Annotated in this window: 13 protein-coding genes; 7 read left to right on the forward strand and 6 right to left on the reverse strand. The window is 70.0% G+C overall.

All coding sequences use genetic code 11. The annotated features are described in order from the left end of the window. Positions 1–62 precede the first annotated feature (62 nt). Positions 63–314 (reverse strand): TetR-like C-terminal domain-containing protein, encoded by a 252-nt coding sequence (locus tag L942_RS45035; RefSeq protein ID WP_440201345.1) that lies wholly within the window; start codon positions 312–314, stop codon positions 63–65. Positions 315–473: 159 nt separating this feature from the next. Between L942_RS45035 and L942_RS27415 the strand changes: the two genes are divergently transcribed. Then, positions 474–1448, forward strand: a complete 975-nt coding sequence (locus L942_RS27415) for an amidohydrolase family protein (protein WP_037365897.1) — start codon at positions 474–476, stop codon at positions 1446–1448. Here the strand turns inward: L942_RS27415 and L942_RS27420 are convergent. Both L942_RS27420 and L942_RS27425 read right to left on the reverse strand, forming a co-directional pair. Continuing rightward, the gene (locus tag L942_RS27420) at positions 1445–2575 is read right to left on the reverse strand and encodes a glycosyltransferase family 4 protein (protein ID WP_037365899.1); all 1131 of its coding nucleotides are present in this window, start codon (positions 2573–2575) and stop codon (positions 1445–1447) included. The genes L942_RS27415 and L942_RS27420 overlap by 4 nt on opposite strands. Before the next feature lie 339 nt (positions 2576–2914). Further along, positions 2915–4000, reverse strand: coding sequence for a glycosyltransferase family 4 protein (locus tag L942_RS27425; RefSeq protein WP_037365901.1), 1086 nt, complete (start codon positions 3998–4000; stop codon positions 2915–2917). A gap of 18 nt (positions 4001–4018) precedes the next feature. Between L942_RS27425 and L942_RS27430 the strand changes: the two genes are divergently transcribed. From L942_RS27430 to L942_RS27440, 3 genes are read left to right on the forward strand one after another with little or no spacing between them, the layout of a single operon-like run. Continuing rightward, complete coding sequence (locus L942_RS27430; protein WP_235079433.1) at positions 4019–4948, forward strand: glycosyltransferase family 2 protein; 930 nt, start codon at positions 4019–4021, stop codon at positions 4946–4948. A gap of 31 nt (positions 4949–4979) precedes the next feature. Next, positions 4980–7493 carry a glycosyltransferase gene (locus L942_RS27435; protein ID WP_037365903.1) on the forward strand — a complete coding sequence of 838 codons (2514 nt, stop codon included), beginning with the start codon at positions 4980–4982 and terminating at the stop codon, positions 7491–7493. Beyond that, positions 7486–8571 (forward strand): glycosyltransferase family 4 protein, encoded by a 1086-nt coding sequence (locus L942_RS27440; protein ID WP_037365905.1) that lies wholly within the window; start codon positions 7486–7488, stop codon positions 8569–8571. Before L942_RS27435 ends, L942_RS27440 begins: the two co-directional genes overlap by 8 nt. Positions 8572–8869: 298 nt before the next feature. Here L942_RS27440 and rfbD read toward each other — a convergent pair whose 3' ends face one another. After that, positions 8870–9754, reverse strand: a complete 885-nt coding sequence (rfbD, locus tag L942_RS27445; RefSeq protein ID WP_037365907.1) for a dTDP-4-dehydrorhamnose reductase — start codon at positions 9752–9754, stop codon at positions 8870–8872. 28 nt (positions 9755–9782) lie between these two features. Continuing rightward, on the reverse strand, positions 9783–10775 hold the full coding sequence (gene rfbB, locus L942_RS27450) for a dTDP-glucose 4,6-dehydratase (RefSeq protein ID WP_037365909.1): 993 nt from the start codon (positions 10773–10775) through the stop codon (positions 9783–9785). Positions 10776–10892: 117 nt separating this feature from the next. Between rfbB and L942_RS27455 the strand changes: the two genes are divergently transcribed. The 3 genes from L942_RS27455 to L942_RS27465 are packed head-to-tail and all read left to right on the forward strand — an operon-like array spanning position 10893 to position 14637. After that, a complete protein-coding gene (locus L942_RS27455; RefSeq protein WP_037365911.1) occupies positions 10893–12419 on the forward strand; it encodes an LCP family protein in 1527 nt (508 codons plus the stop codon). Then, positions 12400–13911 (forward strand): LCP family protein, encoded by a 1512-nt coding sequence (locus L942_RS27460; RefSeq protein WP_200862933.1) that lies wholly within the window; start codon positions 12400–12402, stop codon positions 13909–13911. The genes L942_RS27455 and L942_RS27460 overlap by 20 nt, the downstream gene beginning before the upstream one ends. A 21-nt stretch (positions 13912–13932) precedes the next feature. Further along, positions 13933–14637, forward strand: coding sequence for a TIGR03089 family protein (locus L942_RS27465; protein ID WP_037365914.1), 705 nt, complete (start codon positions 13933–13935; stop codon positions 14635–14637). A gap of 37 nt (positions 14638–14674) precedes the next feature. Here the strand turns inward: L942_RS27465 and L942_RS27470 are convergent, their stop codons facing one another. Beyond that, complete coding sequence (locus tag L942_RS27470) at positions 14675–15103, reverse strand: DoxX family protein (RefSeq protein ID WP_037365916.1); 429 nt, start codon at positions 15101–15103, stop codon at positions 14675–14677. Positions 15104–15166 lie beyond the last annotated feature (63 nt).

Raw genomic sequence — 15166 nt, forward strand, 5'->3', positions numbered from 1 at the left:
TGTCCACTGCTCACGGACGGCTACGTCAGCCCACCGAACCGGTCACCCGGAGTGATTCCCGGTTACGCGGTCAGCTCCGCCAGTTCGTCGTCGATCAGCAGGCCTGGGTCGAACTTCATCCCGGTGAAGTGGCCGGCCAGTTCGAGCGACAGCACCCCGTGCAGCCGGGTCCAGAACGAGAGCGCGCGCCGCACCGCGCCGGGGCCGGCGGTGTCGCTGTCCATCCATTCGCGATGGGTTTCCAGGCGCACGTGGAAGGTCGTCGCCTGTTCCGGTTCGCCCGGCCCCGTGTTCGCCTCGATCAGGACTTCCATCACCTCGTCCCGAGCTCGGTCTTGGCTCGCCGATCTAGCTCGGCGCGCTTTCCGGACTTTGTTCAAATCCATGAACCACCGCCCACCACGTCCGCAAACACCCAAGCCGGGCAACGAAAACTGATAGTCTGAAAACCACCTGCGGCAAAGAGGGGCCCGATGAAAACCGTCGCGATCGAGGAGCACTGGACCACCCCCGGCATCGACCGGATGCTGCGCACCGAATCCGGCGACCCGAGCATCGCGCACAACGACCGCGGCGATCTTCCCGAGCGATTGCTCGACATCGGCGACCAGCGCGTCGCGTGGATGGACGAGGCGGGCATCGACGTCCAGATCCTCTCGATCGCGCCGCCGGGAACGCACGGATGCCCGGCGCGGCAAGGCATCGAGCTGAGCCGCGAGGCGAACGACCTCGTCAGCGAGGCGGTCGCGAAGCATCCCGAGCGCTTCCGGGCCATGACGACGCTGCCCATGTCCGATCCGGACGCGGCCCTCGCCGAACTCGAACGCACCGCGAAAGACCCGGCGCACGTCGGGATCATGTCCTACGGCCGCAGCGGAGACCGGCCACTCGACGATCCCGCGTACGACGAACTGCTCGGCGCGGCCGCCGCGCTCGGGCGGCCGGTGTTCGTCCACCCGCAGATCCCGGTGGAGTCTGTTCGCCAGGCTTCCTACCGTGGATTCGGTCCGGAACTCGATCTGGGACTGGCCACGTACGGTCTCGGCTGGCACTACGAAGCCGGGCTCGCCGTGATCCGGCTGATTTTGCGCGGAACCTTCGATCGCCACCCGGAACTGCAGGTCGTCCTCGGCCACTGGGGCGAGGTGGTCCTCTTCGCCCTGGACCGGATCGACAGCCTGTCGCATACCGCACCCCATCTCGAGCGGCGCGTCTCCGAGTATTTCCGCACCAATATTCACCTCGCGACCAGCGGAATGCTCGTCCCGCGAATGCTGCGCAACGCACTCGAATACACGACCGCCGACCGCATCCTGCTGTCCGGCGATTATCCGTTCCATCGGGTCGCGGGCGCGGCCATCACGGAATTCCTGGAAAACGTGCCCCACGAGGAAGACCGGGAAAAAATCGCGCACGCCAACGCGGAAGCCCTTTACGGTCTCCGTTAACGGTTGCGCAAATGCTGATGCCAGGCTTTTCCGTAAGCCTCGCGATGCCGATCCGCCGTGGTCGCCCACGAGAATTCCTTGGCGCGCCGCTGCGCCGCGGAAGCCAGTACTGAGCGACGCGACGGATCGGCCAGCAATTCCGTCAACGCCGCGGCGACATCGCCCGCACCGACCCCGCAGTACGCGACCGCGTCGCCGCCGACTTCCGGCAGCGAAAGACGGCGCGTGGTCAGCACCGCGGCCCCGCAAGCCATCGCTTCGAGAACCGGGAGGCCGAACCCCTCGCCGAGACTCGGGTAGGCCACCAGTTCCGCGCCGCCAAGAAACCCGGCGAGCGTCCCGAACGGCAGGTAACCCGCGCGGATCACGCGAAGCCGGTGCGGGACCGCGTCCAGCGCGCGCTCCACCTGGGTGTCCCAGCCGGGCTGACCGGCGAGCACGAGCGCCGGAGCGTCGCGCTGCCCGGCGACCGCACGAGCGTAACCGCGGATCAGCGCGGGCACGTTTTTCCGCGGTTCGAGCGCGCCGAGGAACGCGATATACGGAGTCGCGCCGAGCCCGATCGCCTTCCGCGCCGCCGCGACCTCCTCCGGAGACGGCGGGTGGAACCGTTCGCTGTCGACGCCGTGGTGGATGATCTCCAACTCCGCCCGCCGCACCGGGCTCACCCGCGCCAGTTCTACCGCTGTCGCGTGACTGGGAACTACGCAGAGTGTCGCCCGTCGCAGCGCGGTAGCGGTCCACGCGCGGAAGAACCGGGCCTTGACCGACGAGTGCAGGACCGCGTCGGTGAAGAACGTGGCGTCGTGCAGCGTGACCACCGAAGCGGCCGGGCTGGCGAGCGGCATCGTGTAGTGCGGCGAGTGCACGACGTCGGCGGCGAGCCGGCGCACGAGCCGGGGCAGAGTGGCTTGTTCCCAGGTCAGCCGGGCAGTGCGCGTCGAGGTCGCGGGCGAGGCGGCGACGATCCGGGAATGCGGCGCGAGCTGGTCGTACAACGGCAGGTCGCGCGGCTGGCAGACCACCGTGAGCCGGGCCCCGTCCTGGTCGAGCGCGCCGACGAGCGAGTCCACGTATCGGCCGACCCCGCCCCGATCCGCGGGCACCGCGGTGGCGTCGATCAGCACACGGGGATCACCGGTCACGTGTGCAGCGTACGGCGATCACCCACCGCACAGGTCAGGAACCGGCAAACTGCCGCCGACTCTGGGCGCCAACACCCTCGCCCACCTGCGCTCACCCGTCTGGGTTCACCCATCCGTGTTATGGCGGTCGCGGCCTGAACCCATGTGCTCGGCCCGCCCCGCCGCCAACGCCCAACTCACAGGACCGCCACCGGAACGGGCACACCCCGTCACCAGTCAGATCAGCGCCGCCCACGCGGCCGCCGACCAGACCGCACCCGCCAGCAGCCAGACCACCACGCCCAGCCCACCCAGCCGCCACCGAGCAGACCGCACCCACTGTCAGCCGGACCGCCGATGCGCCGCCCACACCGCCTCGGCCGCGGCTCGCCAGGTGAACGTCCGGGCCCGCTCGCGCCCGAGTTTCGACAGTTCCGCCGCCTTGTCCGGCGACAGCAGCACCTCTTTCAGCGCCCGGGCCAGCGCGTCCACGTCGCCGCGCGGCACCACCAGCCCCGCCCCGCCGGCGACCTCCACCAGCGCCGGGACGTCCGTGTGCACCACCGGCACCCCGATCGCCATCGCTTCCAGCAGCGGCAGCCCGAAGCCCTCGGCGAGGCTCGGCATCGCCAGCACGCTCGCGCCGCGCATCGCCGTCGCCAGTTGCGCGTCGGTCACCTTCCCCAGGACCCGCACCGATTTCAGGCCGCGGTCGGCCGCGAGCCGCACCGGGTCGATGTCTCCCCAGCCGGGCTGGCCGGCCAGCACCAGGCCGACGTCGCCGACCTCGTCGGTGCCGTCGAGCCGCGCTACCGCGTCGACCAGCACGTCCATGCCCTTGCGCGGTTCGATCGTGCCGACCGCCAGCACGTACCGCGACGGCAGATCCAGCTGAGCAGCCCCCTCCGGCACGGTCACCCCGTGCGGCACGACGCGCACCGGGACGTCCACGTCCAGCAGCACCGCCAGCTCGTCGGCGACCGCGCGGGTCGGCACGATCAGCCCGGACGACCGCCGCGCGGCGCGCGCGATCATCGACCGGTGCCAGCTGACGCCGCGCGCGGTCAGGGTCTCCGGATGGGTCCACGGCACCGTGTCATGCACCGTGACGGTCAGTGTTCGCCCAGCCGGGGCACGGGGCGGCGCGAACGGGGTCGGCGCGTGCACCGCGTCACCGCCCGGCCACCAGCGCAGGCCCAGCTGCCACAGCGCGACCAGCGCCCTCGGCGGCAGCGGCAGCACGCGCGGCCCCTCGACGCCCTCGATCCGGGCCGCGGAGACGTCCGCGTGCCGCGCGACCACGCTGGACACGGTCCAGCCGGGCGGCGCGGTGCGGGCGAGCGCGGGCAGCAGTTCGGCGGTGTACCGGCCGGTGCCACCCGGAACGGGGGCGAGCAGCTGCTCGGCGATCACGACCAGTTCGGGCACGCCGCTATTCTCTCCCAGGTGACCAGCGCGGAATCCGGCACCACCGTCGTCGTGGTGACCTGGCGGGGGGCGGCCCATCTGACCGCGTGCCTCGACGCGCTCGCCGCCCAGGACCGTCCACATCGGACACTCGTGGTGGACAACGCCTCGACCGACGGCACCGCAACGATTCTCGCCGCGCACCCGAGCCGTCCGGAGGTCCTCCGGCTGCGCCGCAACACCGGCTACGCCGGTGCGATGGCCCGCGCGCTCGACCGGATCGACACCCCGCGCGTCGCCTGGCTCAACGACGACGCCGCCCCCGAACCGGACTGGCTCGCCCAGCTGGAAGACACCCTCGAGGAACAGCCGCTCGCCGCCGCCGTCACGTCCCGGCTCGAACTGCCCGACGGCAGCACCCAGTCCACCGGCGTCCGGCTCACCGCAGACGGCCACGGCGCCGACCTCACCGAACCCAGCGACGAGGTCTTCGGCTTTTGCGGCGGAGCGGCACTGCTGCGTACCGAGGCCATGCGCGCGGTCGGCGGGGTCCCGGCGAGCTTCTTCTGTTACTACGAGGACACCGACACCGCGTGGCGGCTGCGGCTGGCCGGATGGCACGTCGCCGCCGCGCCGAAGGCACGCGTCCGGCACCTGCACGGAGCGAGCACGAACCCGGGTTCACCGCGATTTCACCGCTGGAACGAACGAAACCGGTTGCTCATGCTGCTGCGCTGCGCACCCGCCGCGACCGCGGTCCGCGAGCTGGCCCGCTTCGCCGCGATCACCGCGTTGCTCCCGCTGCGCCGGCACCGGCCGGACGCGGCGAACTTCGACCCGGCGCTGCGGCTGCGGGTGCTGGCGGAGATCGTTCTCCGGCTCCCCCGCACGCTGCGGGAACGCGGTCGCGTAAGCCGGATCTCGGCGCTGGGCCGAGGCGCGATCTGGGAAGCCTGGGCTGGCCTTTAAGCTGGGCGGAAATTCGACGGAGGAGCTCGTCTTGGCAGTGGGGGACCCGCAACCGCTCGTCTCGGTGATCGTGGTGAATTACCGCGGCGCCGACGACACCATCACCTGCCTGCGGGCGCTGCGGACCGACCTGGACTACGCGAATGTCGAACTGATCTGCGTCGACAACGCGTCCGGCGGCGACGACGCGGCCCGCATCCGCACCGCGGTGCCCGACGTGCGGCTCATCGAATCGCCGGTCAACACCGGGTTCGCCGGCGGCTGCAACCTCGGCGCGCAGCACGCGAACGGCACCGTCCTCGGCTTCCTCAACAACGACGCCCGCCCGGCTCCGGCATGGGTCTCCGCGGCCGTCGCCGAACTGCGCGCGCAGCCGACCGTCGCCGCGGTGGCGAGCAAGGTCCTCGACTGGGACGGCACCGGCACCGACTTCGTGGACGCGGGTCTGACCTGGTTCGGCATGGGCTACAAGCGGCACGCGGGCAGCCCGCTCGCGGACGTGCCGGAGGCCGAGCACGACGTCGCCAAAGACGTCCTCTTCGGCACCGGCTCGGCGTTGTTCGTGCGCGCCTCGGTGTTCGCCGAACTCGGCGGGTTCGACGAGCGCTTCTTCATGTTCTACGAGGACGTCGACCTCGGCTGGCGGTTGAACCTGCGCGGCTGGCGCGTCCGCTACGTCCCGGAATCGCTCACCTACCACCGCCACCACGGCACGATGGCCAACGTCGACGCGCCGGACACCGGCCGCGAGACCTTCCTGCTGGAACGCAACGCACTGGCCGCGCTGTACAAGAACCTCTCCGACGAATCCCTAGCCCGTGCCCTGCCCGCGGCACTCGCGCTGGCCGTCCGCCGCGCGACCGCGCGCGGCGGCATCGACCCGGACCAGCTGGATCTGGAAAAGGGCGTCGGCCCGGTCGACACGTCGGACGTCCCGGTCCCGCGCACCACGCTCGCCGGGGTGCTGGCAGTGGACCGCTTCGTCGAGATGATGCCTTCGCTGGCCGAGTCCCGCGCCGTCGAGCAGGCCGCGCGCGTGCGCACCGACGCCGACCTGCTTCCCTTGCTGCGCAAGGCACTCGAGCCCGCGTACCCGCTGCCGGATTACCTTCGCGCACACGAAATCCTCGTCGAAGCGTTCGGCATCAAGGACGTTTTCGGGCAGCGGCGCAAGATCCTCGTGCTGACCGGCGATTCGATCACCGAGCGGATGGCCGGCCCGGCGATCCGGGCGTGGAACATCGCCTCGACGCTGGCCGCCGAGCACGACGTGCACCTGATGACCACCAACCCGCTGGTCTCGCCTCCGCCGGCGGCGTTTCAGGTCAGCTCGGGCAAGCACCGCGACCTCGACGGCCCGATCGAATGGGCCGACGTGGTGATCCTGCAGGGGCACGTGCTGGAGCTGGCGCCGTCGCTCAAGAAGCAGCACGAGCACAAAATCGTGGTCGCCGACGTCTACGATCCGATGCACCTGGAACTGCTGGAACAGGGCAAGGGCGCGCCGGACGACCAGCGCGCGCTCGATCTCGCCGGGGTCACCCGGGTCCTCGACGCCCAGCTCGAGCGCGCCGATTTCTTCCTCTGCGCCTCGGAACGCCAGCGCCACTTCTGGCTGGGCCACCTCGCCGCGCTCGGCCGGTTGTCGCCGCGGCTTTACGACGCCGACCCGACCACGCAGTCGCTGCTCGCCGTCGTCCCGTTCGGCCTCTCCCCGCAAGCCCCGACGCGCACCGGCCCGGGTCTGCGCTCCGCGCTGGGCATCGGCGAATCCGACCGCGTCGTGCTGTGGGCGGGCGGTGTTTACAGCTGGTTCGACCCGCTGACCCTGATCCGCGCGTTCGACCTGCTCCGCCAGCGCCGCGACGACGCCCGTCTCGTGTTCCTCGGCATGAAGCACCCGAACCCCGAGGTCGCCGAGATGGACATCGGCGCCCGGACCATCCGGCTCGCGGATTCGCTGGGCCTCAGGGACAAGCACGTCTTCTTCAACGAACAGTGGGTCCCGTATTCGGAGCGGCAGAACTGGCTGCTCGACGCCGATTGCGGGGTCACGACGCATTACGAACACGTCGAGACGACTTTCGCTTTCCGCACCCGGGTTCTCGACTACCTGTGGGCCGGGTTGCCGATCGTGACGACGGACGGCGACGCGTTCGCCGACCTCGTCCGCGCGGAAGGCCTGGGCGTCGTGGTCCCCGCCGAAGACGCGGGCGCGTTGGCGGACGCACTGGAAAAATCCTTGTACGACCGCGAATTCGCCGAGGCGTGCGTCGAACGGATCCGGGTGGTCGCGCAACGGTATGCCTGGCCGGAAGCGCTGAAGCCGCTGGTGGAGTTCTGCCGCAACCCGCGTCCCGCCGCGGACCGGTTGCCCGGCGGTGCCGACCTGACCGTCAGCGATCCGGTACGCGGCACCGCGATGGTCCGGCGCGATTTGGCTCTGGTACGGGAATATCTCGCCGCCGGCGGCCCCGGCGAACTGGCGAGGCGAGCAGCGGGGCGGGTCACGAAGGTGGCGCGGGAGCGGTTGCGCCGTGGCTGACCGTCCGCTGCGCGTCCTGCTGGACGGCACTCCCCTGCTCGGTTCCCGGACCGGGATCGGCCGATATACCGCCGCGTTGAGCGAAGAACTGGCCTCACTGTCCGAAGTGGACCTTCGCGCGGTCGCGTTTACCCTGCGCGGCTGGCGAAAACTGCGGCATGTGCTGCCGCACGGCGTGCAAGCGCGGGGCATGCCGGTTTCCGCACGGCTTCTGCGGGCCACCTGGCTGCACACCCAGCTTCCCCCGGTGGAACTGTTCGCCGGACCGACGGACGTCGTCCACGGCACGAACTTCGTCCTCCCCGGCCGCCTCCGGGCCGCCGGCGTCCTCACCATTCACGACCTGGCTTTCCTCGACGCCCCGCAGGAACTGGCCCCCTCCGACCGAACCCTCCCGGAACTGGTCCGCCGCGGCGCACACCGGGCGAACGTCATCTGCACACCCACCGAGGCGGTCGCGGATTCGGTCGCGGAAAAGCTGGACGTCGACCGGTCGAAAATCGTCGCCACCCCGCTCGGCGTGAATCCCGCCTGGTTCACCGCGCGTCCGCCGGACGACGGAGTACGAGCGAAGCTACGGCTCCCAGAGAAGTACCTGCTGTTCGCCGGTGCCGCCGGACCGCGCAAGGGCCTGGATTGGCTCGCCGCCGCCCATGCCGCCGCACCGGACCTGCCCCCACTGGTCTTCGCCGGCCCCGGCCCGTTCCCCCGGCTGCCGAGATCCGGACAGACCGGTTATCTGTCCGATGTGGACCTTCGCACGGTCGTCGCCGGCGCGGCCGCCCTGGTTCTCCCGTCCCGGGACGAAGGCTTCGGTTTGCCAGTCCTGGAAGCGATGGCGTCCGATGTCCCCGTCGTGTGCACTGACCTCCCAGCCCTGCGCGAGGTAGCCGGAGACTGCGCCACCCTGGTCCCCTACGACGACGTGGAGGGCCTGGCAGAAGCCCTGCGCCAAGCCGTCACCGACCCGCACGGACTCGCCACCTCGACGGCACGCAGAACCCACGCCGCCAGCTTCACCTGGCACAACACCGCACTACGCACCCTAGCCGCCTATCGGCAGGCGACCGAAGCATAATTCGCAGCACACCGCAGCCGACACACATCACCGGGCAACCACCCAGACCCCTCCCGCAACCCCGATCCCCGCCGAGCACGCGGTCTGAGGTGCTTGTCAAGGTACTCTTTCCAGCCTTGACAAGCACCTCAGACCGTAGTGACAATCAAAAAATCGGGGTGGGGGTCCCCAAAACGGATCCCCGGCGGAGCCGGGAAAAGAAAGCCACAGAGAAAGGCACCCCGAAGCCGTAATTGTGCTGACGGTCGGTGGGAGCCTTCGTATCGGGGTGCAGGGCGGGGGCTGGGGCTTTCTCCTTTTATGCGTGTAGGTAGCTGTTTAAAGCCGCGCGCCAATCCCTTAGCGGGGTTAGTCCGGCGTCTCGCCAGGACGCGTTGGAAAGAAGGGAATAGGCGGGGCGTGCGGCTGGGCGGGGGAATTCTGCCGTGGTGCAGGGTTTGATGCGGGCTGGGTCTGCGCCGATTTCTTCGAAGATGGCTTGGGCGAATCCGTACCAGGAGGTTTTGCCTCCGCCGGTGCAGTGCAGGATTTTTCCGGACGGGGCTCGTCCGGCGGCGATGGTCTCGGCTAATTCCCACAGGCCGCTGGCCAGGTCCGCGGACCAGGTGGGGGCACCTACCTGGTCGTCCACCACGGACAATTCGTCGCGCTCCGATTCCAACCGGCGGATCGTTTCGACGAAGTTTGCTCCGCTCTTGCCGTAAACCCAGCTGGTCCGCACTACCCAAGCCGAAGCACCGGACCCGAGAACCGCGTCCTCGCCAGCGGCCTTCGTCCGCCCGTAGGCGTTCTTCGGGCCGAGCGCGTCATCCACCTCGTACGGCCGATCCGCGTCCCCGGGGAAGACATAATCCGTCGAAAGGTGAATCAACGGCACCCGCCGCGAAGTGCAAGCCGCGGCCAGCACTCGCGGGCCGTCGACGTTCACTGCGAACGCTCGGGCCTCGTCGGACTCCGCGGCGTCGACCGCCGTGTAAGCCGCTGCGTTGATCACCACTGGCACCGCACCTGCGGACGCGGCTCGTTCCGCCAGTTCGCCGACCGCGCTGATCACCTGGCCAGCCGCCGTCACGTCCAGCTCCGCCGACGAAGGCGCGAGCACCTCCGTTTCCGAGCCCGCGGAATTCACCAGGTCCCGGCCGACCTGGCCGGAACCGCCGGGCACGAGCACTGCCAGCCGCACCGGCGTACCTCCTACTGCGAAAAGGGTTTCAGGACGTGCCGAGCGCGGCGCGGGCCTTCAGCGGCTCCCACCACGCGCGGTGGTCGGCGTACCAGCGCACCGTCTCCGCCAGACCGTCCTCGAACGACACCCGCGGAGCGTAACCGAGTTCCCCGCTGATCTTCGCGATGTCGACCGAGTACCGCCGGTCGTGGCCCTTGCGGTCGGCCACCGGTTCGACCATTTCCCATCCGACGCCGACCGCCGCGAGCAGGCGTTCGGTCAGTTCCCGGTTGGTCAGCTCGGTGCCGCCGCCGATGTTGTAGATCTCGCCCGGACGGCCGCCGTCGGCGACCAGCTGGATTCCGTGGCAGTGGTCGTCCACGTGCAGCCAGTCGCGGACGTTCAGACCATCGCCGTAGAGCGGGACTTTCTTGCCGTCCAGCAGGTTCGTCGCGAACAGCGGAATGACCTTTTCCGGGAACTGGTACGGGCCGTAGTTGTTCGAGCACCGCGTGACGCACACCGGCAGCCCGTGCGTCCGGAAGTACGAGCGGGCGATCAGATCCGACGACGCCTTCGAGGCCGAGTACGGCGAATTCGGCTCCAGCACGTGGTCTTCCGACCACGAACCGTCCTGGATGGACCCGTACACCTCGTCCGTCGAGACGTGCACGAACTTCCCGACCCGCGCCTCCAGCGCCGCCTGCAGCAACGTCTGCGTGCCGAGGACGTTGGTGAGCACGAAGTCCGCCGAACCGAGGATCGAGCGGTCCACATGGGACTCCGCGGCGAAGTGGACGACCAGATCGACGCCGCGCATCAGCTCGGTGACCTGCGCGGTGTCGCAGATGTCGCCGCGCACGAAGCGCAGCCGCGGGCTGTCGGCGACCGGATCGAGGTTCGCCTCGTTGCCCGCGTAGGTGAGCTTGTCGAGCACCACGACCTCGGCGTCGGCCAGGGTCGGATAAGCCCCCGACAACACCTGCCGCACGTAGTGCGAACCGATGAACCCGGCACCGCCCGTGACCAGGACCCGCATCCTCTTCCACCCTTTCGCCCGACCAGGCATTCTCGCCACCAGCCTACGGGTGGCTCACAGCCGAGTCGGTAGAGTTCGGCAAAGCGCTCAACGCGCGGGGCATCCTGGGGAGGAACAGTGGCCGAATGGCCGGGGACGCCGTTGCCGGTGCACCGCGGTCGCGGCGTGGTCGTCGTGCTGCGGCGCGGCGGCAAGATCCTGCTGTCCGTCGTGTCCGTGGCCGTGCTGGCGCTCACCTGGTACGGCTGGCAGTTCATCGGCGACCCGCGATCCGGCTTCTCCACCACGGAGATCTTCGGCGACCAGCAGGCGGACGCCAAGCCGCTCGACGGCGCGATCGACATCCTCCTCGTCGGCCAGGACAGCCGCACCGACGCACAGGGCAATCCGCTGCCCCGCGAGGTGCTCGACATGCTGCACGCCGGCGAGTCGGACGGCGAAAAACAGACCGACACGATGATCCTCGTGCACATCCCGCAGAACGGCGAGCACGCGATAGCCATCTCCTTCCCACGCGACTCCTACGTCGAGATCACCGGCGGCTTCGGCAAGCACAAGCTGAACAGCGCGTACGTCTACGCCTACAACGACACCGCCAAGACCCTGCAGGCCAAGGGCAACACCGATCTCAAGGACGTCGACGAGAAAGCCAAGCTCGCCGGACGCAAGAACCTCGTCGCGACGCTCGAGAAGTTCATCGGCAAACCAGGCATGATCGACCGCTACGCCGAGGTGAACCTGGCCAGCTTCTACGAGGTCACCAAGGCCATCGGCGGCGTGCAGGTGTGCCTGAAAAACCCGGTGAAGGAGAAGAAATCGGGCGTCGACCTGCCCGCCGGGAAGCAGACCATCGAGGGCGTGCAGGCGCTCGCGTTCGTCCGGCAGCGCTACGGCCTGCCGAACGGCGACCTCGACCGGATCGGGCGACAGCAGGCGTTCCTCTCCGGTCTGGCGAACAAGGTGCTCTCCTCCGACGTGCTGGCCAACCCGGTGCGGATCGCGCAGCTCATCGAGGCGGTGAAGAAGTCCGTGGTGCTGTCCGCGGGCTGGGACCTGTCCGAGTTCGCCGCCCAGATGCGCGGGCTGACCGGCGGAAACGTCGAGTTCCACACCATCCCCACCGAGGGCAACGCGGTCATCGGCGGCGCGGACGTGCTGCGCGTCGACCCGGCGAAGGTCCGCGCCGAAGTCAACCGGCTGACCTCCGACGGCGGCGCCCCGCCTTCCAGCGACGCGCCGCTGCCCGGGGCCGGACAGGTCACCGTCGAACTGTTCGACGGCTCCGGCTCCAGCGCCGCCGACCAGGTCCGGGGCCAGTTGCGGGACAAGGGTTTCCAGCTCGGCACCGGCACGAAACTGTCCACCCGCGCAACGACCGTGCTGCGCTACCACCCGTCGGACGAGGCCTCCGCCGATCTGGTCCGCCAAGCCCTCGGCGGCAACGCGTCCGCCGAGCCGGACGCCGACGTCGCCGCCGGGCACGTCCGGGTGATCCTCGGCAAGGACGCGCGGGACACCGCGGAAGCGCCGGCCACGACGTCGTCGGCCCCGCCCGCCTCTACTCCGTCTGTGCCGCCTTCGTCCAGCTCTTCGAACTCACCCGCGCCGCTGATTACGGCGGGCGATGTTCCCTGCGTCAACTAGAGTCGAGCACCCAGCGTGGCGGCGTGCCGCAGGCCGTACGCTGGCGAGCGGGGAGGTAGCCGGGGTGAGCGAAAACCAGGACAAACCGGACCGGACGACGGATTCCGTCGACAGTCCGGCGGTTTCTGACGCCTCCGACCGGGGATCCGACGGCACTCCGGAGCAGACGGCCGCCGAGCCTGCTGCCGAGGAGTCGGCCGAGGACACCGCCGCGGAGGAAACCGGATCGGCGACCGAGGATGCCGCCGCGGAGGAGGAACCCGCTTCCGAGTGGAAGCCGTCGCCGTACCCGCGCGTCGAACTCCCGCAGCCGTCGAACCCGGCACCGCCGGAACCCGAGCGCCGCAAGGGCCGGGTCACCCGGATCACCCGCCGCGTCGCGATCGGCCTGGTCTCCCTGCTCGCCTTGAGCGGGACCGGCTACGCGTACGTCACCAAGGACAAGCTGCAGGACAACGTCGCGACCGCGGACATCCTCACGCCGCGCGAGGGCGAACCCCCGGCCCCGCCCGCCGACGACGGCGGCACCGACATCCTGCTCGTCGGCAGCGACGCGCGCACCGACCAGCAAGGCAATCCGCTGCCGCTGAGCATGCTGAAGTCGCTGCGCACCGAGGACAAGGCCGGGATCAACACCGACACCATCATCCTGCTGCGGATCCCGAAGAACGGCGGCAAGGCGTCCGCAGTGTCGATCCCGCGCGACAGCTGGGTCGACGTGCCCGGCCGAGGCAAGGCGAAGATCAACTCCGCGTACGGTGTCGCCAAGGCGCGCGCCGAGCAGGAGGAGCGTGCCCAGGGCGAGCGCGACCAGGCGAAGATCGCGCGCGATTCGGACGCTGCCGGGCGGCGGGCGCTCGTCCAGACCGTGCAGGACCTCACCCAAGCGCGCATCGACCACTACGCCGAGGTCAACCTGCTCGGGTTCTACCTGATCACCGAGGCGGTCGGCGGCGTGCCGGTGTGCCTGAACCACGCGACGTCGGACAAGGATTCCGGGGCGAACTTCCGCCGCGGCGTGCAGACGGTGAGCGGCGGCGAGGCGCTGTCCTTCGTGCGCCAGCGCAAGAACCTGCCGAACGGCGACCTCGACCGGATCAAGCGGCAGCAGGCGTTCCTGTCCTCCGCTCTGCGCAAGGTGCTGTCCGCCGGCACGCTCGCCAACCCGAGCACGCTGAACAGCCTGATGGACGCGGTGCACCGGTCGTTCGTGCTCGACGACGGCCTCGACGTGCTCGAATTCGCCCAGCAAGTCAAGGGCGTCGCGTCCGGCGACCTGACCTTCGCGACCATCCCGGTGATCACCACGAACGGCCGCAGCGAGGACGGGCAGAGCATCGTCGAGGTCGACCCGGCCGCGGTGCGGAAGTTCGTGGCCGGACTGGCCGGACGCACCAGCACCGGAGGCACCGCGGGAGGCGGCGGCGCGGCGGCCGGGGCGGCGTCGCAGGGCCTGGATTCCGGAATCCCGGGCGTGCCCTGCGTCGACTGACGCCACGGCTAGCCTGGGCGCATGAGTCTCACCGAGCAGCTGCTGCGCCCGCTTCTGGCCTCGCCGGCGAAACCGCTGATCACGCACTACGACGACCGGCTCGGCAGCCGCGTCGAGCTGTCCGTGGCGACAACGCAGAACTGGGCCGCGAAAACGGCGAACTGGCTGGTCGACGAGTTCGACGTCGAGCCGGGCGACGCGGTCGCGGTGCGGCTGCCCGCGCACTGGCAAACCGTCGGCGTGCTGCTCGGCGCGTGGTGGTGCGGAGCCCGCGTGGTCGCGGAGACCGAGGGCGCACGGGTGGTGTTCACCAGCCCGGACGAGGAGGTCGACGCCCCGGCAGTCGCGGTGGTGTCGCTCGACCCGATGGGCCGCGGCCTGTCGACGCCGCCGTCCGGCGGAGCGCTCGACTACCTCACCGAGGCCCGGATGTCCGGCGACCAGTTCGTCCCGATGCAGCCGACCCCCGGCGACACCGCCGCGCTCGGTTCCTCCACTGTGGACGAAGTGTGGGCGGAAGCCACTGCCCGCGCGGCAAAACTCGGCCTGACCGCGGCAGACCGAGTTTTGTCCACGATGGACTGGACAGTGCCGGACGGGGTGCTGGACGGCCTGCTCGTCCCGCTCGCCGCGAGCGCACATCTGGTCCAGGTGACCAACGCCGACCCGGCGAAACTGCCCGCCCGCCGCGAGGCCGAGCGCACCACCGCCGACCTGACCGCGTGAGCGCCGGCCGCGGGGTCGGCACTCACCGCGGTTCTTCTCAGGCGTTCTGCAGTTCGGCCGCGCCCTGGCGACGACGCCAGAACAGCACGTGGTCCAGCGACAGCCGGCCGCCGTTGAAGCCCAGCGCCAGCGCGGTGAGGCCGAGCACCAGGACCAGTTCGTAGCCGCCTTCGCCGGTCAGGCCGTGCGGCGCGTGCACCGAGATCAGCGCGCCGGCCATGTCGATCGCGTAGCCGATGGCGACCACCGGCAGCAGGAAGCCGACGACGAACGCGATCGACCCGAGCAGTTCGAGCACGATCACGAGGAAGGCCGAGACGCCCGGCAGCGGGATGCCGATCCGGCCGAACATGTCGGCGGTCGCCCCGACGCCGCTGTCCCACTTCTGCAGGCCGTGGGCGAAGAACACCACCGCGATGCCGATCCGGCCGAGCAGCAGCGCGACGTCCTTGACTCGAGTCAACATGGAGACAGCTCCCCGATAGGTGAAAATTCAACTGACCCGACCCACGGTAGGGCACTGAACACC

It is taken from the genome of Amycolatopsis orientalis DSM 43388, assembly GCF_000411975.1.
GTDB classification, from domain to species: domain Bacteria; phylum Actinomycetota; class Actinomycetes; order Mycobacteriales; family Pseudonocardiaceae; genus Amycolatopsis; species Amycolatopsis orientalis_D.